This window comes from Kineosporia rhizophila (assembly GCF_021277265.1).
GTDB classification, from domain to species: Bacteria; Actinomycetota; Actinomycetes; order Actinomycetales; family Kineosporiaceae; genus Kineosporia; species Kineosporia rhizophila.
In genome coordinates this window covers 506,255-526,220 of the sequence record NZ_JAJSOH010000001.1, presented here as the reverse complement: position 1 = coordinate 526,220, position 19,966 = coordinate 506,255, and the positions used below count along the sequence as shown (strand labels likewise).

The 19,966-nt window shown below is 70.1% G+C and carries 21 protein-coding genes and 1 riboswitch; of the genes, 9 read left to right on the top strand and 12 right to left on the bottom strand.

The genetic code is table 11. The annotated features are described in order from the left end of the window. The first annotated feature begins 5 nt into the window (after window positions 1-5). Window positions 6-593, top strand: a complete 588-nt coding sequence (locus tag LWF15_RS02440) for a mismatch-specific DNA-glycosylase (protein ID WP_232808663.1) — start codon at window positions 6-8, stop codon at window positions 591-593. On the opposite strand, the gene LWF15_RS02435 is transcribed toward LWF15_RS02440, so the two are convergent. Genes LWF15_RS02435 through LWF15_RS02425 form a run of 3 tightly spaced genes read right to left on the bottom strand, consistent with a single transcriptional unit; the run spans window position 580 to window position 2,993 of the window. Then, on the bottom strand, window positions 580-996 hold the full coding sequence (locus tag LWF15_RS02435) for a Fur family transcriptional regulator (RefSeq protein ID WP_232808662.1): 417 nt from the start codon (window positions 994-996) through the stop codon (window positions 580-582). The genes LWF15_RS02440 and LWF15_RS02435 overlap by 14 nt on opposite strands. Window positions 997-1,027: 31 nt before the next feature. After that, window positions 1,028-1,732, bottom strand: coding sequence for an alpha/beta fold hydrolase (locus LWF15_RS02430; RefSeq protein WP_232808661.1), 705 nt, complete (start codon window positions 1,730-1,732; stop codon window positions 1,028-1,030). Window positions 1,733-1,778: 46 nt separating this feature from the next. Then, window positions 1,779-2,993 (bottom strand): endonuclease, encoded by a 1,215-nt coding sequence (locus LWF15_RS02425; RefSeq protein WP_232808660.1) that lies wholly within the window; start codon window positions 2,991-2,993, stop codon window positions 1,779-1,781. A gap of 47 nt (window positions 2,994-3,040) precedes the next feature. Between LWF15_RS02425 and LWF15_RS02420 the strand changes: the two genes are divergently transcribed. Continuing rightward, window positions 3,041-3,571, top strand: coding sequence for a GNAT family N-acetyltransferase (locus LWF15_RS02420; protein WP_232808659.1), 531 nt, complete (start codon window positions 3,041-3,043; stop codon window positions 3,569-3,571). 86 nt (window positions 3,572-3,657) lie between these two features. Here LWF15_RS02420 and LWF15_RS02415 read toward each other — a convergent pair whose 3' ends face one another. Beyond that, window positions 3,658-5,505 (bottom strand): bifunctional metallophosphatase/5'-nucleotidase, encoded by a 1,848-nt coding sequence (locus tag LWF15_RS02415; protein WP_232808658.1) that lies wholly within the window; start codon window positions 5,503-5,505, stop codon window positions 3,658-3,660. A gap of 139 nt (window positions 5,506-5,644) precedes the next feature. On the opposite strand from LWF15_RS02415, the gene LWF15_RS02410 reads away from it, so the two are divergent. Next, entirely contained in the window at window positions 5,645-6,289 is a 645-nt protein-coding gene (locus tag LWF15_RS02410) for a 5-oxoprolinase subunit B family protein (protein WP_232808657.1), read from the top strand. Beyond that, window positions 6,289-7,155 (top strand): 5-oxoprolinase subunit C family protein, encoded by an 867-nt coding sequence (locus tag LWF15_RS02405; RefSeq protein WP_232808656.1) that lies wholly within the window; start codon window positions 6,289-6,291, stop codon window positions 7,153-7,155. Before LWF15_RS02410 ends, LWF15_RS02405 begins: the two co-directional genes overlap by 1 nt. 2 nt (window positions 7,156-7,157) lie before the next feature. On the opposite strand, the gene LWF15_RS02400 is transcribed toward LWF15_RS02405, so the two are convergent. After that, window positions 7,158-8,552, bottom strand: a complete 1,395-nt coding sequence (locus tag LWF15_RS02400; RefSeq protein ID WP_232808655.1) for a uracil-xanthine permease family protein — start codon at window positions 8,550-8,552, stop codon at window positions 7,158-7,160. Between the two features lie 318 nt (window positions 8,553-8,870). On the opposite strand from LWF15_RS02400, the gene LWF15_RS02395 reads away from it, so the two are divergent. Beyond that, on the top strand, window positions 8,871-9,749 hold the full coding sequence (locus tag LWF15_RS02395; RefSeq protein WP_232808654.1) for an oxamate carbamoyltransferase subunit AllH family protein: 879 nt from the start codon (window positions 8,871-8,873) through the stop codon (window positions 9,747-9,749). Window positions 9,750-10,427: 678 nt separating this feature from the next. Further along, window positions 10,428-11,543: an IPT/TIG domain-containing protein gene (locus tag LWF15_RS02390; protein WP_232808653.1), complete on the top strand. Its 1,116-nt coding sequence runs from the start codon at window positions 10,428-10,430 to the stop codon at window positions 11,541-11,543. An 87-nt stretch (window positions 11,544-11,630) separates the two neighbouring features. Here LWF15_RS02390 and mmuM read toward each other — a convergent pair whose 3' ends face one another. The 3 genes from mmuM to LWF15_RS02375 form a co-directional block, all read right to left on the bottom strand. Next, on the bottom strand, window positions 11,631-12,527 hold the full coding sequence (mmuM, locus tag LWF15_RS02385) for a homocysteine S-methyltransferase (RefSeq protein WP_232808652.1): 897 nt from the start codon (window positions 12,525-12,527) through the stop codon (window positions 11,631-11,633). A gap of 2 nt (window positions 12,528-12,529) precedes the next feature. Continuing rightward, on the bottom strand, window positions 12,530-12,805 hold the full coding sequence (locus tag LWF15_RS02380; RefSeq protein WP_232808651.1) for a DUF4235 domain-containing protein: 276 nt from the start codon (window positions 12,803-12,805) through the stop codon (window positions 12,530-12,532). A gap of 91 nt (window positions 12,806-12,896) precedes the next feature. Then, the gene (locus LWF15_RS02375; protein WP_232808650.1) at window positions 12,897-13,049 is read right to left on the bottom strand and encodes a hypothetical protein; all 153 of its coding nucleotides are present in this window, start codon (window positions 13,047-13,049) and stop codon (window positions 12,897-12,899) included. A gap of 106 nt (window positions 13,050-13,155) precedes the next feature. Then, window positions 13,156-13,262, top strand: a riboswitch (TPP riboswitch). 50 nt (window positions 13,263-13,312) lie between these two features. Between LWF15_RS02375 and LWF15_RS02370 the strand changes: the two genes are divergently transcribed. Genes LWF15_RS02370 through LWF15_RS02355 form a run of 3 tightly spaced genes read left to right on the top strand, consistent with a single transcriptional unit; the run spans window position 13,313 to window position 16,405 of the window. Then, the gene (locus LWF15_RS02370) at window positions 13,313-14,083 is read left to right on the top strand and encodes an ECF transporter S component (protein WP_232808649.1); all 771 of its coding nucleotides are present in this window, start codon (window positions 13,313-13,315) and stop codon (window positions 14,081-14,083) included. After that, window positions 14,076-15,617, top strand: coding sequence for an ABC transporter ATP-binding protein (locus LWF15_RS35910; RefSeq protein ID WP_332879867.1), 1,542 nt, complete (start codon window positions 14,076-14,078; stop codon window positions 15,615-15,617). The genes LWF15_RS02370 and LWF15_RS35910 overlap by 8 nt, the downstream gene beginning before the upstream one ends. Next, a complete protein-coding gene (locus LWF15_RS02355) occupies window positions 15,614-16,405 on the top strand; it encodes an energy-coupling factor transporter transmembrane component T family protein (protein WP_232808648.1) in 792 nt (263 codons plus the stop codon). The genes LWF15_RS35910 and LWF15_RS02355 overlap by 4 nt, the downstream gene beginning before the upstream one ends. A 3-nt stretch (window positions 16,406-16,408) precedes the next feature. Here the strand turns inward: LWF15_RS02355 and LWF15_RS02350 are convergent, their stop codons facing one another. From LWF15_RS02350 to LWF15_RS02335, 4 genes are read right to left on the bottom strand one after another with little or no spacing between them, the layout of a single operon-like run. After that, the gene (locus tag LWF15_RS02350; protein WP_232808647.1) at window positions 16,409-17,659 is read right to left on the bottom strand and encodes an NADH-ubiquinone oxidoreductase-F iron-sulfur binding region domain-containing protein; all 1,251 of its coding nucleotides are present in this window, start codon (window positions 17,657-17,659) and stop codon (window positions 16,409-16,411) included. Next, the gene (locus tag LWF15_RS02345) at window positions 17,656-18,306 is read right to left on the bottom strand and encodes a ferric reductase-like transmembrane domain-containing protein (RefSeq protein WP_232808646.1); all 651 of its coding nucleotides are present in this window, start codon (window positions 18,304-18,306) and stop codon (window positions 17,656-17,658) included. The genes LWF15_RS02350 and LWF15_RS02345 overlap by 4 nt, the downstream gene beginning before the upstream one ends. After that, window positions 18,303-19,346: an FAD:protein FMN transferase gene (locus tag LWF15_RS02340; RefSeq protein WP_232808645.1), complete on the bottom strand. Its 1,044-nt coding sequence runs from the start codon at window positions 19,344-19,346 to the stop codon at window positions 18,303-18,305. Before LWF15_RS02340 ends, LWF15_RS02345 begins: the two co-directional genes overlap by 4 nt. Continuing rightward, a complete protein-coding gene (locus LWF15_RS02335) occupies window positions 19,346-19,867 on the bottom strand; it encodes a hypothetical protein (RefSeq protein ID WP_232808644.1) in 522 nt (173 codons plus the stop codon). The genes LWF15_RS02340 and LWF15_RS02335 overlap by 1 nt, the downstream gene beginning before the upstream one ends. Window positions 19,868-19,966 lie beyond the last annotated feature (99 nt).

Sequence of the window (19,966 nt, the reverse complement as noted above, 5' to 3'; positions counted from 1 at the left end):
CCTAGGTGGCAGATCCGGGACGAGCCAGGTTCACCCGGGAGCAACTGCAGGCGTTCCGCGACGCCCGGGTTCCCGATCTGCTCGCCCCCGACCTGAAGCTGCTCTTCGTCGGCATCAACCCGGGCCTGTGGACGGCCGCGGTGCAGGCGCACTTCGCCCGGCGGGGCAACCGGTTCTACCCAGCGCTGTACCGCTCCGGGCTCACCGACCGGCTGATCGACGCCTCTTCCGGCTACTCGCCCGAAGACCTGCAGCATCTGTACGACCGCGGTCTGGGCATCAGCAACCTGGCCCACCGGGCCACCGCGCGGGCCGACGAACTCACACCCGACGAACTCCTCGAAGGCGCTGTCCAGTTGAGAGCGCTCGTGGCTCGCAAGCGTCCTCAAGTAGTTGCTTTTCTCGGGATCACGGCCTACCGCACGGCTTTTGCGCTACCTAAGGCAAAGGTCGGGCGGCAGCCCGAACCGATGCATGAGGCGCAGGTGTGGGTGCTGCCCAACCCCAGCGGCCTCAACGCCAACGTGCAGCTGCCTCAGCTGGCCGAGGCGTTCCGCGAGGTCGGCCGGGCCGCCGGAGTCATCGCTGCTTGAGGGCGCAGTCGGTGCAGGTGCCCCACCAGGTCAGCTCGGCCTCGTCGATCCGGGCGAAGCCGGGGGCGGCGCCCGGAGTCAGGCAGGGCGCCACGCCGACCGCGCAGTCCACGTCGGCGACCGCGCCGCAGGAGCGGCAGACCACGTGGTGGTGGTTGTCGCCGACCCGGGTCTCGTAGCGGGTGGGTGAACCGGCCGGCTCGATCCGGCGGACCAGGCCGGAGCCGGTCAGGTCGTCGAGCGCGTTGTAGATGGTCTGGCTGGACAGCTGACCGCCGACCGCCTGGGACAGGTCGGTCGCGGTCGAGTGCGGCCGGGTGAGCAGGGCCTGCAGAACGGCCCGGCGCGGTGCGGTGCTGCGTAGGCCGGCGCCCCGCAGGAGCACGGCCGGATCCGTCGTCATGCCCTCACTATGCGGGGTTGTTTTGAGGCTGTCAAAAAAGCTCGGCCGGGTGGCGGCCCAGCCAGTCCAGCACCGTCGCGGTGAACTTCTGCGGCTCCTGGTCGTGGACGTAGTGCCCACCGCCCAGCGTGACCAGCTCCGACTCGGGGATCCGGGCGGCCGCCTCGCGCAGCCAGGCCTGCGGCACCGTGCTGGTCTCGCCCCCGCCGACGATCAGGGTCGGCGCGGACACCTGGCTGAGCCGTTCGCGCAGCTCCAGCGCCCCCGCGTCGATCTGCGGGCGCATGGCCACGACCATCTTCCAGTCGAGAGGCAGCTCTTCGGCCGGGCGTTCGGGCAGTTCGCGCGGCGGCGTCGGGTCTCCCGGCGCCACGTCCTCGATGATCAGCCGGGCGACCAGGTCGGGCCGGTCGACCGCGATCCGGAAGGCCACCATGCCGCCGAGCGAGTGCCCGAGCAGAGCGACCCTGCGCAGGTGCCGCGCATCGAGCAGCTCGACCACGTCGGCGAACATGCTCTGGTAGCTGTAGTCACCCGGCCAGGCACTCGGCGAGTGCCCGCGCAGGGTCACGCCCACCACCCGGTACCCGGCCTCCTCGAAGGCCGGCCGGATCGGCTGCCAGTCGGCCTCGCTGCCGCCCAGGGCATGCAGCAGGACCAGCACCGGCCCATCGGCCGGACCGCTCTCGGAGTAGCTGATGTCGACGCCGCCGGATGTCGTAAATGTCTGGGCCACATCGGCAGGCTAGCCCGGGATCACCGCCGGGAACCGCGATCTGCTCTCAGGCAAAGACTTCCGCGGTCCACTCCGGGTGGTCGATGAACGGATTGCGGTTGTGCTGGAACCGCTCGTCGATCAGGTCGTTGCGACGCCGCTCGAAGCTGTCCGGCGGATCCTCGACGTGCCACTGCAGCAGGGTGGAGAGTTTGCCGAAGCGCGGGGCCTTCCCGCCGGTGGTGGCCTCGTCGAGGGTGAGGTCGGCGAACCCGTCGCCGCCGTCGTAGCGGACCGCCATGTAGAAGATCATCCGGGCCACGTCGCCCTTCACCGCGTCGCGCGGTTCCCAGGAGTCGGCGTCGGTGAAGTTGCCCGGGGCCTCACCGGACTCGCCACCGCCGTCGTCGAAGTCCTTGTTGCTGCGGTCGGCGTTGACCGTGACATCTTCCGGGCGCAGGTGGTGCAGGTCGGTGCCCGGGCCGGTGGCGGTGCCGAAGTCGCCGTGGGACTTGGCCCAGACGTGCTCGCGGTTCCAGTCGTCCGGGTCGCCGCCGTTCAGGCTCTTCGACCGGCTGGTGCCGCTGTACAGCAGAACCACGTTGCCGGAGTTCTTCGGGTCTTCGTCGGTGACCTTGAGTGCGTCCCAGACCGCGTCGTAGGAGAGCGCGCGGGCGTCGGTGGAGATGATCTGGTGCAGGGCCTCGCGCAGGTCGTTGCCGGTCTTGCCTTCTGCTGCGGCGTAGTAGTCGCCCAGGTCGCCAGGAGTAGAACTTGAGGACGGGGGTGGCGGGCTCGTGGGGGTAGCGGTACCGGCGGCGCCGGCGGGGTTGAGTGCGGTGGGCGACTTCAGGCCGCCGTGCGCGAAATACGCCGTGAGGGTGCCGGTCACGTCGAGCTGGGTGCCGAGCAGATCGGGGTTGCTCTGTAGCCCGAACTCGCTGCGGTAGGCGCTGCTGAGCTGGACGTAGAGCATGGCCCCGGGGTCTGTCTCGGTCGCCGAGTCGGCCAGGGCCAGGGCGGTGTCGCCGGTGAAGCCGCTGGGCAGCACCGAGTCGGCGGCCGTGGGCTGGCCCACCACGTAGCCGCGCACGCTCTCGCTGCTGCCGTTCTGCAGGGCCAGGGCCTGCTCCACGGTGAGCAGGCTGGTCTGCCCCGCAACCGGCTGGGCCACGGTGGGGGCGATGCCGGCCGTGGGTTCGGCGGAGCAACCGGCCAGACCCAGGGCCAGGGCGACCGAGAGGGCCAGGGGGAGCGCACGGCGGCGTTGGGTGGTGCTCACGGTCGGCTCCGATCGTCTGCATCCGTGGTCGGACACAATCTACGAGCATGAAGCACGAGCACCTGATTCGCCCGGCAACCCCCGAGGATGCGGCCGCCTGCGCTGCGATCTACGCGCCCTACGTCCGTGAGACCACGATCAGCTTCGAGGAAGAGCCCCCTACCCCGGACGAGATGGCCACCCGTATGGCCTCGGCGCAGCAGGGGCACGCGTGGCTGGTGCTGGAGGACGACTCGGGCCGGGTGGTCGGGTACGCGTACGGCAACCGGCTCGGCGTCCGGGCGGCCTATCGCTGGTCGTGCGAGGTCAGCGTCTACCTGGACCAGGAGCGCAGGGGTAAGGGCGGCGGCCGGGCGCTGTACGAAGAGCTGCTGCAGCGGCTCGAGGACCGGGGGTACCGGCAGGCCATGGCGCTGGTCTCGGTGCCGAACGAGGCGAGCGACCGGCTGCACAAGGCGATGGGCTTCCGCCAGGTGGGGCTGCACGAGAACGTCGGCTTCAAGCACGGGAGGTGGCTCTCCGTGGCCTATTTCCAGCGGGCGCTGGGCAGTGGTGACCCGCCTGCCGAACCGAGGTGAGGTGGCAAACGTCTTCAAACAGAACTGAGGACGTCTGTGGTCACCTACGAAGGTGACCACAGACGTCCGCGTGGTTCGGTTCCGGATCAGTCGAGCGCCGTGACCCGGTTCGGGGTCGGGCCGGTGACCGGGGAGTTCGCCTTCAGGTAGGCGTTGAACGCCTCGAGGTCCTCGCCACCGCCGGCCCGGTTCTTGCCCTCGGGCAGAACGGCGAAGCCGTCACCGCCGTCGGCCAGGAACGAGTTCACCGTGACCCGGTAGGTGGTGCCCGGCACGATCGTCTCGCCGTTCAGCTTGATCGTGCTCGCGTCCACCTTGCTGCCGATCGCGGCCGAGCGGGACCAGCTGTAGCTGAAGCCCTCGGACACGCCCAGGTGCAGGAACTTGGTGGTGCCGTCGGTCTGCTTGGACCACTGCTGCTCGAGCAGCGTGTCGATCTGCTTGCCGGTCAGGTCCAGCGACACCAGCAGGTTGCCGAAGGGCTGCACGGTGAACGACTCGCCGTAGGTGACCTTGCCGTTGCCCTCACCGGCGGCCGAGCCGGCGAACGTGAGGTCGGCGCGCACGCCACCGGGGTTCATGAACGCCATCTGGGCACCGCCGTCGGCCGCGGCCTTGGTGGAGGCGAGCTGGGCGTCGGCGATCAGGTCGCCCAGGCTGGACTCCGAGTCGCGGCTCTCGCTGCGCTTGATGTCGGCGGTGATGTCACCGACCACGGTGTTGGCGATCGGGCCGGCCAGCTTCTGCCACTTGGCGATGATCTTGGTCTGGTCGGCGGCCTTCTTCTGCTTCTGGTCGACCACCACGTTCTTCGCCTTGACCGAGGACCGGATCACGTCGCCGGTCTTCTTGCTCAGCTTCAGGTTGATCTCGGTGACCGTCTTGCCGTACGACAGGTCGCTGGTCACCAGCCGGCTGTTCCCGGCCGGGTCCTTGATGTCGCACACGTAGGAGTTGTGCGTGTGGCCGCTGAGGATCACGTCGATGCTCGGGCTGAGCTTCTTGGCGATGTCCACGATCGGGCCGGTCAGGTTGGCGCCGGAACCGTTGTTGCACTTGTAGTCGAAGGTGGCGCCCTCGGGGGCCAGACCGCCCTCGTGCACCAGGGCGATGATCGACTTCACCCCGCGCTTGCGCAGGTCCTTGGCCGCCAGGTTGGCCGCCTTGACCTCGTCGGTGAAGGTCACGTCCTTGATCCCGGCCTGGGCGACCAGCTGCGGGGTGTCCGAGGTGACCACGCCGATGATGCCGACCTTGACGCCGTTCACGACCTTGACCGTGGTGGGCGGCAGCACCGTCTTACCGGTGGAGCTGGAGAACCAGCTGCCGTACTTCTTGGCGTTCTTGGGCTTGGTGACCTTGGCGTTCTTCTTGTACTTGACGTTGCCGGCGAGCATCTTGAAGTTCGCGCCGGAGTAGCCGTCCTTGTCGAAGGCGCCCTCGGTGGGGTGGTTGCCGCCGTACTGCATGCGCAGCAGCTCGGGGATGCCCTCGTCGAACTCGTGGTTGCCGACCACCGCGGCGTCGACCTTCATCCGGTTCAGCGCGTCGATGCTCGGCTCGTCCTTGAACAGGCCGGACAGGAACGGCGAGCCACCGATCTGGTCACCGGTGGCCAGGGTCAGGCTGTTCTTCTCACCCTTGCGCAGCGTGGCCAGCTTGGTCGAGAGGTACTCCGCACCCCCGGCCTCGACCTCGCCCTTCTTGGTCAGCACCGTGCCCGGGCTGTCCGACTGCAGGTGGCCGTGGAAGTCGTTGAAGCCGAGGATCTGCAGGTCGACGGTCTTCGGCTTCTTCTTCTCGGCCACCGGGGTGACCTTGTCGGCGGCGTCAGCGGCCTGGGCGGGCGTGGCGGGAAGGGCGAACAGGGCGGCGACCGTGCCCGCGGCGATCGCCGCAGTGATCCCGCCTGTGCGCTTGGTGAGGGACTTCATGTGGGAAAACTACCCAGAGGCGGTGCGGCCCGGCCAGGGATCCGGAGGGCAGATCTGGGCATGAGGCGCAAACGTTGACCTGTTGTTCACAGACGCCGCGCTTCTGTCATCCGGGCTCCTTGTTCTGGACACTGTGTCCATGGCAGAAGCGGTTGCTGGGTGGATGGGGCGGGTCCGGCGGGCGGGCGAGTGCGGGTATCTGGTGGAGCTGCCGGAGGGTGACCCGGCGCAGGTGGCCGAGCGGGTGCGAGTGATCGCCGGGGAGCGTGGCACTGGGCTGGTCGAGGTGGTTCCGGGGCTGTCCACCGTGCTGGTGGTGCTGGGCGAGCCGATGAAGCAGGCGGCGTTCGAGACGTTGCTGGCCGAGGTTGGTTCTGTCACCGGTGACCGGGTCGGCCCTGCGGGCTCGGTTGTCATCGACGTGCGTTACGACGGGCCGGATCTGGCTGAGGTGGCGTCGTTGACCGGGCTGGACGAGCAGCAGGTGGTCGAGTTGCACGCAAGTACCGAGTTCCGTGCTGCGTTCAGTGGTTTCGCCCCCGGCTTCGTCTATCTCACCGGCGTTCCGGAGCAGATGAAGGTGCCCCGGCGTAGCGAACCGCGGGCTGCGGTGCCGAGCGGTTCGGTAGCTCTCGCTGATCAGTTCACCGCGGTGTACCCACAGCGTAGTCCGGGTGGGTGGCAGCTGATCGGCACTACTGAGCAACGGCTTTGGGATCTCGGGCAGGATCCGCCAGCGCTGATCCGCCCGGGAATGACCGTACGGTTCCGGCCGGTGAGCTGATGGTTCTGCGGGTGCTCGATCCGGGGTTGTTCACCACGATTCAAGACGCCGGTCGCGCCGGCCACGCTCATCTCGGCGTGCCGCGTTCCGGCGCCCTCGACCGGGCCTCGTACCAATTGGCCAATCGTCTGGTCGGGAACGCTTCGGGTGCAGCAGTTCTGGAGACCACGATGCGAGGACCACGACTTATGTGGGACGGGGTGGTGCCGGTTTGGTTCGCGGTCACCGGTGCCCCTGCGCCGGTTTCCGTCAATGGACGTCCGGCAGCCTTCGATGCGCCGGTGCGGTTGCTGCCTGGTCAGGTTGTCGAAATCGGTACGGTGACCGCCGGGTTGCGTTCTTACGTCGCCTTCTCAGGCGGGCTGGAAGCCGTCGAGGTGCTCGGTAGTAGATCCACCGACGTCCTCAGTGGATTGGGGCCCTCTGCGCTCGCCGTCGGCGACGAGTTGCCCGTCGGGCCGGCCGCAGCGATACCGGACATCGAATTCGTGGGGCCCACGGGCGTCCTCAGTGACCCGGTTCTTGATCTGGTGCCCGGCCCTCGCGACGACTGGTTCACCTCGGGCGCCCTGGACTTGCTCACCCGCACGGCCTGGACGGTCTCGCCGACCAGCAACCGGGTGGGCCTGCGGCTGCAGGGGCCGCCGCTGCAACGGCTTCACCCGGGCGAACTGGCTTCTGAGGGAACGGCTACCGGCAGTGTGCAGGTTCCGGGTAACGGACTGCCGGTGCTGTTCCTCAACGATCATCCGGTCACCGGCGGCTATCCGGTGATCGGGGTGGTGACCCGGGCCGCCCTCGATCGGGCGGCCCAGGCGGCTCCGGGCACCACCTTGCGCTTCCGGCTGCGGACGCCGGGGCGCTGAGCTCAGTCGCGGGCGGCTCGCTCGGCCTGCAGGCGCTCCTTGAGGTTGGCCGGAGCGACCGTGCGGGCCAGATGCCAGCCGAGCACGCAGACGATCGTGCCCAGCGAGATGCCGGAGAGCGAGAAGTCGTCGGTGATCTGCAGGCTGGTGTCACCGATCGCGATCACGATGCCGGCGGCCAGCGGCACCAGGTTGACCGGGTTGCCGAAGTCGATCCGGTTCTCGATCCAGATCTTGGCGCCGAGCAGGCCGATCATGCCGTAGAGCACCACCGTGATCCCGCCCAGCACGCCGCCGGGGGTGGCCGCCACCAGGGCGCCGAACTTGGGGCAGAGGCCGAACAGGATGGCCACGATCGCGGCCACGTAGTAGGCGGCGGTGGAGTAGACCCGGGTGGCCGCCATCACGCCGATGTTCTCGGCGTAGGTGGTGGTCGGGGAGCCGCCGACGGCGCTGGCCAGGACCGTGCCCACGCCGTCGCCGGCGATCGCCCGGCCCATGTACGGGTCGAGGTCGGTGCTGGTCATCTCCTCCACGGCCTTCACGTGGCCGGCGTTCTCGGCCACCAGGGCGATCACCGCGGGCAGGACGAGCAGGATGAAGGTGCCGGAGAAGGTGGGGGTGTGCCAGCCGGCGATCTCCAGGCCGTCCGGGCCGATCACGGTCTTGTCCGGGAAGCCGATCCAGGCCGCGCTCTCGACGCTGTCCCAGACCACCCGCCAGTGCGTGTCCACCTCGCCGGTGCCCGCGTTGAAGGCGGTGATCCGCCCGAAGACCTGGTCGAAGATCCACGACAGGACATAGCCGAAGACCAGGCCCAGGAAGATCGCGATCCGGCCGACGAAACCGCCGACGGCCACGCTGAGCACGATCACGAACAGCATCACCAGCAGCGCCACCCACTGGTCCTGCGGCCAGTAGGTGTCCGCGACCACCGGGGCCAGGTTGAAGCCGATCAGCATCACCACGGCGCCGGTGACGGCCGGGGGCAGGACCCGGTTGACGATGTGCGAGCCGGCGAAGTGGATCAGCACGCCCACCGCCACCAGCACCAGGCCGGCCACCAGGATCGCGCCGGTGACGTCGGAGGAGTCACCGCCCTGGGCCCGGATCGCCGCCACGCCGCCCACGAACGAGGCGCTGGTGCCCAGGTACGAGGGCACCTTGTTGTTGACGATCAGCAGGAACAGGATCGTCGCGATCCCGCTCATCATGATCGCCAGCTGGGGGTTCAGGCCCATCAGCACCGGGAAGACGAAGGTGGCGCCGAACATCGCCACCACGTGCTGGGCGCCCAGCCCGATCGTGCGGTCCCAGCTGAGCCGCTCGTGCGGTGCGACGACTTCGCCCGGTGCCAGCGTCTTGCCGTCACCGTGCAGCTTCCAGCCGATGGCCATCCTGGTCAGGGCTCCTCTTCAGATTTGGTCTGGGGGTTGGTCTGGGGCGCAGCGTAGGAGTGCGGGGGCACACCCGTCACGCGGTGGTGAACGTCTTAACCAGAAGCTCACAGAGGGACGAGAGTGGATCTTGTTTCGTGGAGCCGTTTTGTGACTGATCGGTAGCGGCCCGTTGCCTGATCGGGCCCGATCGGAGCCCCTCCGCGCGTCCCCGGGTACGGATGCCCGATGTGTCGCCCCCGTCCGGTAGTTTCAGCAGCGTTCCTCAGACGTGCTGTTGTCCGCGGCGACATCTCGCGGACGTTCGGAGGTAAGAAAATGACGGCCGCGAGCCTGACCCTGTTCCCTCTGCTCGCCGGGCCGGCCAGACCCGCGCGGGTGAGCGCGATCGTGTCGGGGGCCGTCTACCTGGAGCTCGATCCGACCACCGACGACGAGGGCAAGCACCTTCCCGGCGCCGTGGTGGCCCTGCTCGAGCCCGGCGCGGTGCAGCTGCCGATCGGGCTGACCCTGCCGCCCGGCGTGGCCGACCTGGTGCCGGTGATGGTCGACGGCGACCCGGTCTCGCCCGGCCCGATCGTCTTCGGCTACGGCGCGGTGTCGATGGCGGGCACGCGCCTGCCGGTGCTGCGCTGGTGGAACCCGAGCGTGCCCAAGCAGGTGTTGCCCCCGCCGGCTCCCGAGCTGCTGCCCACGGCCCTGCTCGACAGCCTGCTGGCCGAGGCCGCGGGCCCGCTCGACGAGGGCCTGAACCTGCTGCGCACCGGCGACACCGAGGCTGCCTTCCAGGCCCTGATCGGCGTGGGCCCCGGCCTCACCCCGGCCGGCGACGACGCCCTGGTCGGCGCCCTTGCTGCACTCGCCGCCTGGGCCCCCCGCTCCACCGCCCACCGCCTCCTGGCCGACGGTGTGGCCGGTGCCGACGGCCGCACCACCGCCATCAGCGCCGCCCTTCTGCGCTCGGCCGTCACCGGTGCCGTGGTGCCCCAGCTCATCCGCTTCGTCGGCGCCCTGAGCACCGGCGACCCGGCCGCCATCCGCCCCGCCCTCGACGAGGTGCTCCCGGTCGGCGCGAGCTCCGGCGCCGCCATGGCTGCCGGGGCGGTGGCCCAGCTCACCTGCCTCATCCAGGGGCCGCGCCGGCGTCGGGCGGCCATCGACGCCACCGGCCCGATCGGCGCCGCCTTCGTTCTGTAGGGGCCTTTGCCTGGATCCACCGGGCCGCGGGCCGTGCGTAGAGGACCTTCATTTGAGCCGGGGCAGAGTTGTCTGCCCCGGCTCATGTGATTGGTCCGCGGTGTTCTGCCCGGCCAAGGCCCTTCGCCCCAGGGATCGGATGTCAAAAGCGCGCTGGGGAAGATCGGATGCCAAAAGTGGCGAATAAGCCGCAAAATGTCATCCGATAAGGCAAGTGGGCCGGCAGTGGGGGGTGGCTGGCCGACTCTGAGCCGGAGTCGAGAAACGTGCCATAGGCGGTCCAGGGGTGCGCGGGGTATCAACGCCGCAAAGGCACTCGATCTGATCGGACCCGGTGGCGTTCTCTGTCCAGGGTCTGCCACGAAGGTCATTTCGGCGCCGATCATCATCCATACGGCGCAGGCCTGCGTTACACATCAACCTGCCCCAGAACGGATTCTCACCCGTTCGCCCGCGAGAACTGACTGAGCGCAACATTTCTGGGCTATTGCCGGTTGCTGTCACCCGAAAGGGCCTGACTGAACGAGAAATTCAGGTGGGGAAATTGAGCAATGCGTAGCCTTACCGATGCGTAGGGGTGAGGGTACGACCTGGACGTCAATCCCATGGGGTGGGCGTCGATAGGCATCCCGGTGGGGCTTCACAGAGGAGCCCCGGAAAGTCTCGCGGAGGAATCGCATGCGCACCCCCAAACTCACGGCCAAGCGGGCTCTCGGCCTCACCGCCGCGGCGGCCCTGGCCATCGCGGGAACCGTTGCTGTTGCCGGCCCTTCGCAGGCGGCGGTCCAGAGCCTGAAGGTGAGCAAGGCCAGCATTGGCCCGGCTGCCGGTCAGGTCGTCGTATTCACCGGTAAGGACTTCCAGACCGCGGCCGGTGCGAGCAAGATCGGCCGTGCCTACTTCTCGGCCAACGCCTGCACGGCCACCACTACGCTCACGTCGCCCTTGGTCGAAATCACGGCCGCGACTCTGAACGTTATCTCGGACACTCGGGCCAGTTTCACCACGCCGAGCCTGACAAGCCTCACGCCCACCACCAAGGGCGCTGCCATCAACCTTTGTGTCCAGAATGCCTCGGGTACCGTCGAGGTGGTGGGCACAGCCAAGATGAAGCTGTTCAAGGCGCCGACGATCAACACGACTGGTGGTGGTGTCACCGCCACAACCGGCCCGGTCTTCGGTGGCTCGTCCATCTCCATCACAGGTGAGAACTTCACCAGCAAGACCACGGCAACCATCGGTGGTAAGGCGCTCACCGGGGTCAAGGTCGTTCTTGGCGCCGACGACGACGACAGCGGCAACGCCGGTGACGACGTCCTGACCGGCATGGTCCCGGCCGGAACCGGGGACGACAAGGCGATTGTGGTCAAGACCGACGGTGGTACGGCGACCTCGACGTCCAACTTCGACTACCTCGACGCAGCCAAGGTCTCTCCGGCCTTCGGTGACGGCACCGCAGGGCGTGTCATCACGGTGACCGGCGTCGACTTCGAGGCCAAGAAGTTCGCTGCCGGCGGCACTCTCGTGGCCGACAGTTCGGTGGTCAAGCTGGCCCCGGCCGGCACCAACATCTCCACGGCCACCACCCTCGCAGACGCGACCGCACTGGACAACTGCGGGACGATCCAGGTGATCAGCGACACCGAACTGACCTGCCGACTGCCTGACCTCACGGCCGCCGGCGACTCCGGCCCGTACACGGTCCACGTGCTCACGGCCGCGCCCGCCGCGACCACGGTCAGCACGTTCACTGCAGTCTCCCGCGGCGCCACCTACACGGTCGCCCCGTTCTGATCGGAGTAACTCGAAGCGCAGCAAAACCGAAGCCCGGCCCTCGAACGAGGGCCGGGCTTCGGCCTTTCCGCGTCTAGATACAGCGGCTCAGCGCAAAGCTGCTGCTACAGCCGCAATCTGCTCCGGCCCGACCCGACAACAACCACCGATGATGCGGGCTCCGGATGCGACCCAGCCGTCCACGTCCCCAATCAGCAAACCCTGTGAAGCAGCGGCCGGCGTCCAGGCGCGGGCAACCGCGTCCCAGCCCTCGCCGCTGTTCGGGTACACGACCCCGGCCTTGCCGCTGGCGTCCGTTGCTACTTTGACCGCCGCTCCGACCCCTGCAGGGTCAGTGCAGTTTGCGCCGACGGCAACCACGGCAGGCACGGATTTGGCCATGCTGAAGGCGGTTTCGGCGGGTTCGCCGCGGCGGGTGCGTACGCCGTCGGTGGTGAGGGAGAGCCAGACGGGGTGGTTCAGGCGGTCCAGTTCGGCCAGGAGGGCCTCTACCTCCAGGAGGGAGGGGACGGTCTCTACGGCCAAGACGTCTACGCCGGCTTCGGCGAGCATCTCTAGGCGGGGGCGGTGGAAGGCCCGTAGGTCGGCCAGGGTCACTGAGCCGTAGTCACCGGTGTATTCCGCGCCGTTCGCGAGCATTGCGCCGTAGGGGCCTACGGAGCCGGCGATCAGGGCGGGGCGGCCCGAGGCTTCGATGGCCTGCTGAGCCAGCTGCACCGAGAGCCGGATCAGCTCGGCTGCGGTGGCGGCGTCGAAGCCGGCGCGGGCGAAGCCCTCGGGGGAGGCCTGGTAGCTGGCGGTGGTGATGATGTCTGCGCCCGCGTCGAGGAAGGCGCGGTGGGCCTCGACCACGGCCGCGGGGGCGTCGAGCAGGAGTTGGGCGGACCAGAGGCGGCCGGTGATGTCGTGGCCGCGGCGTTCGAGTTCGGTGGACAGCCCCCCGTCCAGGACGAGGGGCTGGCCGCCGTTCAGTGCTGAGAGCAATTTCAGTCCCGGATCAGGGCCTTGGGCATGGTGCCGGTGGACTTCACGTAGTACGCCGCCGCCTTGCGGGTGGCGAACATCCGGGCCACGCCCATGATCGCACCGGACAGCGCGGCCCAGGCGATCGCCTCTTTCCAGGTGGTCTCCGGGTCCTCGGGCACGGTCGGCGGCTGACCACCGGTGGCGCCCTTCCAGATGATGTTGAGCGTCTGGTTGGCCGCCTGGGCCGCCGCGATGGCGGAGGCCGCCGACAGGACCTTCCACATCACCGAGTTCATCTGCCTGATCTCCTTCACCGCGCCGCTTACGTCCGGACCTTCGGGTCAATCCTGGCCCAGATGTCCGGGCGAGGCATTGTCGGGGGCATTGTCACAGCAGGTTGATCACCCAGCGCAGGACCGGGACGAGTACCGGCGCGGTGATCCCGAGCATGCCGATGAGCAGCAGCAGGGCGAGCAGCCGGGCGAGCGGGCTCGGCCCGCTGCCGGACTGGGTGGTGCTGCGCAGCATCCGGAAGATCACTGCACCAGCGTGACAGACGAGTACCTCTCCGTCCTAGAGGTGACGGAGAGTGGATCACCGATTGCGGATCCGGGATCACGCTGACCGCTGAGTAGGTGTAACGTCACCGGTGCGACAGGGGAGCGCCAGAAGGGGCGCTGAGAGTGCGGGTGACCGCAGACCCTCGAACCTGATCCGGGTCATGCCGGCGAAGGGAGTCGAGCTGTCCTCGGCCGTCTGCCCACCCGGCGGGCGGCCCCCCTCCGATGACGGAGGAACCTCGCATGAGCACCAACGTAAGCGCTGGGCCCTGGAACGGACCCCGCCTGATCATCGCGGCCGGCTCGGTGGTGGTGGGCGTGATCATCTACCTGATCGGTCTACCCGACGGCGTGAGCCTGTTCGGGACCCCGCTGGCCGACCTGACCCTGCCGGTCGCACTGTTCGTGGGCATGGCCGGCGTTGCGGTGGCCGCCTCCACCGCCCGGGCCGGACGTTGGCGGGTGGTCGACATCGTGGTGGCCAGCGTGCTCGGGGTGGCCAGCGGGCTGATCTTCGCGGCCTGGAACGTGGCCTCCACCCCGCTGCGCGACGCCCTCGTTCCGCCGGCGTCTGCCCTGGTCGTGGGCATGTGGCTGTTCCCGGCGGTGCTCGGTGCGCTGGTTGTCCGGCGTCCGGGCGCCGGGGTCTACACCGAGCTGGTGGCGGCGTCGCTGTCGGCGCTGGTCGGCAACGAGTGGGGCTTCAGCACGGTCTGGTACGGCCTGGTCGAGGGGATGGGCGCCGAGGTGGTGTTCGCGCTGCTGCTCTACCGCAGCTACGGCCTGGTCACCGCGCTGCTGGCCGGGGCCGGGGCCGGCGTTGCCGTGGGCATGCTGGACACGTTGATCTACTACCCGGAGCTGGGGGCCGGCACCAAACTGGCCTACATCGGGGTCGCCGCCGCTTCCGGCGTGGTGATCGCCGGGCTCGGGTCGTGGCTGCTCACCCAGGCCCTGGCCCGCACCGGAGCGCTGGCCCCGCTGGCTTCGGGCCGGACTGCCGAACGTGTCTGACGTGCGTCCCGCGCTGGTCGAGGCGCGGGGCTGGGGCTGGCGGCACTCCACCCGCAAGGCCTGGGCGGTGCGTGGGCTGGATCTGCGGATCGAGCCGGGGGAGCGGGTGATGCTGCTGGGGGCCAGCGGCGCGGGCAAGTCGACGCTGCTGGCCGGGCTGGCGGGTCTGCTGGATCCGGAGGAGTCGGGCGGCGACGAGGAGGGCACGCTGCTGTTCGACGGCGTGCCCACTCGGCAGGCCCGGCAGGAGGCGGTGCGTGACGGTCATGCGGTGACCGGGCTGCTGCTGCAGGACCCGCAGGCTCAGACCGTGCTGGCGCGGTGCGGCGACGACGTGGCGTTCGGTCTGGAGAACCACGCGGTGCCGGAGTCCGAGATCTGGCCGAAGGTGCACAAGGCCCTCGACGGGGTCGGATTCCCTTATCCGGTGGGGCATTCGACCGGCCAGTTGTCCGGCGGTGAACGTCAGCGGCTGGCCTTGGCCGGGGTGCTGGCGCTCGGGCCGGGGTTGCTGCTGCTCGACGAGCCGACGGCGATGCTCGATCCGGAGGGCGCCGAGCAGGTCAGGCGCACCATCGCCACGGTGCTGGAGATGACCGGCGCGGGCTGCGTGCTGATCGAGCACCGGGTGCAGCCCTGGCTCTCGCTGGTCGACCGGGTGATCGTGCTGGAGCCGGGCGGCGGGGTGCGGGCCGAGGGCGAGCCCGGGCGGGTTTTCACAGAGCAAGGACGTTCGCTGGCGGCGGCCGGGGTATGGGTACCGGAGGGCTTCGGGGCCGAAAAGCCAGACAATGGACGGGTCGACGCGGCTGCCGCTGCTGTCTCGGGGAACGCTGTGGGCACGGGGGTGGCACTGCTGACGGCCCGAGGGCTGGCGGCCCGGCGGCCTGGTCAGGAGCACCCGCCGGTCCGGGACGTGGATCTGGTGGTGCAGGCCGGCCGGGCCCTGGCGATCACGGGGGCCAACGGCGCGGGCAAGTCCACCCTGGCTCTGGCCCTGGCCGGGCTCACGGCTCCGGCCGGGGGCAGCCTGGCCGCCTCGGAGGAGCTGGCCAAAGGCGCCGGGCCGCAGCCCCACACCTGGCGGGCCGGGCAGTTGGTGAGCCGGATCGGGACCGTGTTCCAGGATCCCCAGCACCAGTTCGTCGCCCCGACGGTGGCGCAGGAGCTGGCCGTGGGCCCGGAACGGGTGGCCGCCCAACACAAAAGGCGCTTCCGGAAACATCGCCCGCCACAAACGTCCTTTGGTGGTGATCTGCTCGAACGACTGCGGCTGGACCATCTTGCCCGCGCCAACCCGTACACCCTCTCCGGGGGTGAGCAGCGGCGGCTTTCGGTGGCGACGGTGCTGGCCACTGCACCGGACGTGCTGGTGCTCGACGAGCCGACTTTCGGCCAGGACGCCCGCACCTGGGCGGAACTCGCGGCTCTGCTGGTGGAGCTGCTCGGGGAGGGCCGGGCGGTGGTGGCCGCGACGCACGACGACGAGCTGGTGAAGGTGCTGGCCGGGCACGGATCGGTGGTGACGCTGTGAGTCTGCTGCTGAACGGCCTCGATCAGCGCGAGGCCTCGACCGCGCCGATCGGCCGGGCCAACCCGGCCGCGAAACTGGCCGTGGCTTCGGTGATCTCGGTGGCGCTGATTCTCACCGTCGACCCGGTCACGGCCGGGGTGGCCCTGGCGCTGGAACTGGCGGCCCTGCCGTGGTGCGGCCTCGGCCCGCGAAAGCTGTTCCGTGCCAGCTGGATCATCCTGCTCGGGGCGATCCCGGCGGGCATCCTGACCCTGTTCTTCGGGGTGGACAGTGGCAGCACCCTGCTGGGGCTGGGGCCGGTGACGGTCACCGACGGCTCGCTCACCTCGGCCATCGCGATCACCCTGCGGATCCTGGCCATCGGACTGCCCGGGGTGGTGCTGCTGGCCACCACCGACCCGACCGACCTGGCCGACTCGCTCTCCCAGAACCTGCGCCTGCCACACCGTTTCGTGCTCTCGGCACTTGCCTCGCTGCGCCTGGTCGGGCTGCTGGCCCAGGAGTGGCAGACGCTGACCATGGCCCGGCGGGCCCGCGGGCTCGACCACGGCCCGAGGCAGTTCGCCGGTCAGGTGTTCGCGCTGCTGGTGATCGCGATCCGGCGGGGCACCGTGCTGGCGACCACGATGGAGGCCCGCGGTTTCGGGGTGGATGCCCCGCGCACCTGGGCCCGCCGGTCGGTGTTCGGCCGCGGCGACGCGCTGGTGGTGCTGGGCGGAGTGGCCGTGGCGGTGCTGGCGACCGCCGCCGGGGTCTGGGCCGGAACCTGGGAGCTGCTGCTGACCTGAAGCTCAGGCGTAGTGGCAGTACCCGTCCACGTGGTTCTCGATCTCGGGGGCGAAGGTGTCGAGCATGGAACTGACCAGGCGGGCCGTACCGTCGGGGTGGGCGCAGGCGCCGCGCCCGGTGACCAGCCCGGTCAGTTCCTGCAGACGCCGCACCAGGTCGGCCGACTCGCGCCGCGAGCGCACCCCGGGCAGCCGGATGCAGGCCGCGGCCAGGGCGGGCAGACCGTTGGTGCACGGGCCGCAGCGCTTGGCCCGCTGCTGGGCCAGGTAGTCGACGATCTGCGCGGTGTAGCTCAGCGGGCAGTCGCCGGGCAGCATCGGCAACAGCACCCCGGCGCCCAGCCGGGCCCCGAAGCGGGCCAGGTCGGTGCTGCTCAGCGTGCAGTTGGTGACCTGGTAGGGGGCCAGCCAGGTGCCGTGGTAGCCACCCAGCAGCAGGGGCCGGGCCGGGTCGTAGCCGCAGAAGCTGAGCAGTTCGGCCAGCGGAACCCCGTAGGGCGCCTCGATGACCAGGCCGCCCGGGCCGTCGGCCGAGATCGACAGCAGCCGGGTGCCGGGCTCGGCCGGTGTGCCCCACGCCGCATAGGCCTCCGGCCCCAGATCACTCACCGCGGCCAGATGCGCCAGAGTCTCGGCGTTGGAAAGCATGGTCGGGCGCCCCCGCAACCCCGAGATCGCCTCCGGCTCCTTCGCGGTGACCGGCAGATTGTCCCGCCCGGACACCATCTCCAGCACCGCCCGCGCCTGCCCACCCACGAAACCGCCGCTGGTGGTGTGCAGCTCGAACGCAACCGCCTTACGCCCGCGTCGCCGTTCGCGGATCGCCGCCTTGGCCGCCGCCACCACACTCGGCCGCTCACCCGGCACCGAGACGTGCACGTGGGTGATCTCCAGCGCCTCGGCCAGCAACTGGGCCCCGTCGAGCACCAGGTGCGGCGCAGCCAGCATCAGCGCACTGTCTTTCGCGCTGGCCGGCTCACCCTCGGAGCAGTTCACCACCAGCTCCCGCTTGCGCCCCGACTCGTGCGCGGCCTGCAGCTTGCGGGCGAACGGGAACTCCGCCCCGCCGCGCCCGGTCAGCCCGATCTTCCAGCTCAGGTCGACCAGCTGGGCCGCCGTGCGGGGGGCCGGCTCACGCCACAACCGCCGGTGCTCGGGCAGGTCGGGCCCGACGTCCAGACCGCGCAGCAGCAGCGGCCCGTCGAGCACCGAGACCTCGCCGTGGAAACCGGCTTCCAGCAGCGAATGCGTCATCGGTTCCTCCTGCGGCTGCGTCGGCTCTGGGCCGGTTCGTAGCCCGAACCGGTGGGCCGGCGGGACTCGGAGCGGCGCTCCAGCTGCTTCTCCTGGCCCAGCGTGCTCAGCCGCACGGCGATCGCCCCGGCGACCAGACCCACGCAGGCCACGCTGATCCCCACCGACCACGTCTCGCGGCTGTCGGTGCCGATCCCGAACCCGTGCACCAGGCCCGCGGCCCAGCCCAGGTAGGAGGTGAGGTGGATGGCGCGCCAGGTGCGGGAACGGAACCGGGTGCGGGACAGGCCGGTGAGCACGGTGACGATCACCAGGTCGGTGGACAGCGTGCCCAGACCCAGCCAGAGCGGTTCGTACTCGCCGAGGAACGGGATCAGCACGTCCCACCAGCGGATGTTCACGAACTCGTCGATCACCGCCAGGGCGGCGTGCGCGATCAGCAGGGCGACCGAGAGCAGGGACAGGTTGCGGTGCAGTTGCTGGGTGACGAAGCGCGGCCAGAACACCGACGAGGCGCGGACCGTGGAGAGCACCCCGAGGCAGACCGAGCCGGTCATCAGCACCAGCAGGATCACGCCGGTGCCGCGGTTCAGGAACCAGAGCAGACGGTCGTCCTGGAAGGCCTCGGTGAAGAAGTCGGGGCTCATGCGCTCACGGCGAGGTTCTCGGGCCAGCCGGCCACCCGGTGCACCGTGCCGTCGGCGGCGACCAGCCGGGCCGCCACGTCCTCGGCCTCCAGCCAGGCCAGCGCCGCCGCACCGCGCACGATCGAGGAGGTGCTGATCGCGTTGGCCTCGACGCAGGAGCAGCCGCAGGCGGTGACCGTGCGGAAGGCCTCCTCGACCGGGCGGCCGGTGCGCGGGTCGAGCAGGTGGTGCCGGTCGCCGTCCTGGTACCAGCGGCGGGCCAGCACCGACGAGGTGGCCAGGCCGCCCTCGTGGATCACCACGACCTCGCTGCCCGGCCCGGCCGCTGGGGGCACCTCCCGGCCCCCTAGGGGCTGGGGGACCTCGGGCAGCTCGGTGACCGAGACCCGCCAGGGATGGGTACCGGGCTCCGTGTCCGGCCGCAGACCGACCGCGATGTCACCGCCCAGGCTGATCACCAGGTCAGTATCGGCCAGCGCGGGCACCGTGCCGGCGATCAGGTCGGCGGCGAACGCCTTGCCGGTCGCACCGAGGTCGAGCGAGACGTCGCTGGGCACCCGCACTGCACCCTGCGGGTCGATCTCGATCTCCCGCCAGGCGCCGGTGCGGGCCGGGAAGGAGGCCCGGGCCGGGTCGGTGGAGACCATCCCGGGGGTGACCGTGGAGTCGATCGACTGCCCGGCCGCCATGGACCGGCGCAGCTCTTCGATGTCCCGGTCGTAACCCAGAGCGAGCAGCTGACGGCCCAGGGTCGGGTCGACCAGGCCGTCGGTCAGATCGGCCGCCCACACCGCCGCGGACAGCGCCCGGCACAGCAGCGGGGCCACGCCCACCCACTCACCGGCGTGGCGGTTGGCCCGGGTCAGGTCGGAGTCGGTGCGGAAACGGCTGGCGGCCTGGTCCACGTCGGCCAGGATGCGCTCGCAGGCGGCCCGGGCGGCGTCGAGCCGGTCGGCGTCGGACACCACCAGCGCGACGTAGGTGCCCAGGGCGTTCCAGCGGGCGGTGCCGTAGCGGACGGCCGTTTCCTGCACCGGCATCAGGACGCGCTCGTGGGTACCACCGGGGGCGTGGTGGTGGCCGGAGCCGTGGTGGTGGTCGTCTCGGCCGGCTCGGTGGTGGTCGTGGTCTCTTCGGGGGTGCTGGCCTCGGGCTCCGAGGTGGTGGTCTTGGTCTTCGTCCTGGTGGTGGCCGGGGTGTCCGCGGTGGTCTCGTCGGCACTGGTCCGGCCGCCCGAGCCGCTGCCGGACCCGCCGGAGTTGCCGGAGGTCGCGGTGGTGCCCGCGGTGTCGCTCTTCGGCTTCGGCGTCTTCTTTTTCTTCTTGTGCTTGGGCTTTCCGGTGGGCTCGACCGTGGGCGTCGCCTGCCCCGGCTGGGTGGGCTGGGCGGCCGGTTGCTGGACCTGCGCCTGGGCGGCCGCGGCCTTCACCGCATCCTGCTCACGGGTCTGCGAGGCCGCGAGGGCGGTGGTGCCGCCGACGGCGACGAGGGTGATGGCGGTGACCGCACCGGTCACGGTGCCGGCGACCCGCAGGCCGCGGTCTCGGTCGTCAGGGCTCACGGAACGCACGCGGACACAGTGGCGGGAAACAAGTGAAGCGCCGGTCATTCAATCGTCAAATGAACCCTAACCAGCTGTGAAAGCGCAGGTGAGGGTGGC

Excerpts from the sequence above, each read along its gene's own strand:
- LWF15_RS02435 (WP_232808662.1), bottom strand. The coding sequence starts at position 996 with ATGACGACGGATCCGGCCGTGCTCCTGCGGGGCGCCGGCCTACGCAGC.
- LWF15_RS02420 (WP_232808659.1), top strand. The coding sequence starts at position 3,041 with ATGAAGCACGAGCACCTGATTCGCCCGGCAACCCCCGAGGATGCGGCC.
- LWF15_RS02415 (WP_232808658.1), bottom strand. The coding sequence starts at position 5,505 with ATGAAGTCCCTCACCAAGCGCACAGGCGGGATCACTGCGGCGATCGCC.
- LWF15_RS02410 (WP_232808657.1), top strand. The coding sequence starts at position 5,645 with ATGGCAGAAGCGGTTGCTGGGTGGATGGGGCGGGTCCGGCGGGCGGGC.
- LWF15_RS02405 (WP_232808656.1), top strand. The coding sequence starts at position 6,289 with ATGGTTCTGCGGGTGCTCGATCCGGGGTTGTTCACCACGATTCAAGAC.
- LWF15_RS02400 (WP_232808655.1), bottom strand. The coding sequence starts at position 8,552 with ATGGCCATCGGCTGGAAGCTGCACGGTGACGGCAAGACGCTGGCACCG.
- LWF15_RS02395 (WP_232808654.1), top strand. The coding sequence starts at position 8,871 with ATGACGGCCGCGAGCCTGACCCTGTTCCCTCTGCTCGCCGGGCCGGCC.
- LWF15_RS02390 (WP_232808653.1), top strand. The coding sequence starts at position 10,428 with ATGCGCACCCCCAAACTCACGGCCAAGCGGGCTCTCGGCCTCACCGCC.
- LWF15_RS02380 (WP_232808651.1), bottom strand. The coding sequence starts at position 12,805 with ATGAACTCGGTGATGTGGAAGGTCCTGTCGGCGGCCTCCGCCATCGCG.
- LWF15_RS02370 (WP_232808649.1), top strand. The coding sequence starts at position 13,313 with ATGAGCACCAACGTAAGCGCTGGGCCCTGGAACGGACCCCGCCTGATC.
- LWF15_RS02350 (WP_232808647.1), bottom strand. The coding sequence starts at position 17,659 with ATGACGCATTCGCTGCTGGAAGCCGGTTTCCACGGCGAGGTCTCGGTG.
- LWF15_RS02345 (WP_232808646.1), bottom strand. The coding sequence starts at position 18,306 with ATGAGCCCCGACTTCTTCACCGAGGCCTTCCAGGACGACCGTCTGCTC.
- LWF15_RS02340 (WP_232808645.1), bottom strand. The coding sequence starts at position 19,346 with ATGCCGGTGCAGGAAACGGCCGTCCGCTACGGCACCGCCCGCTGGAAC.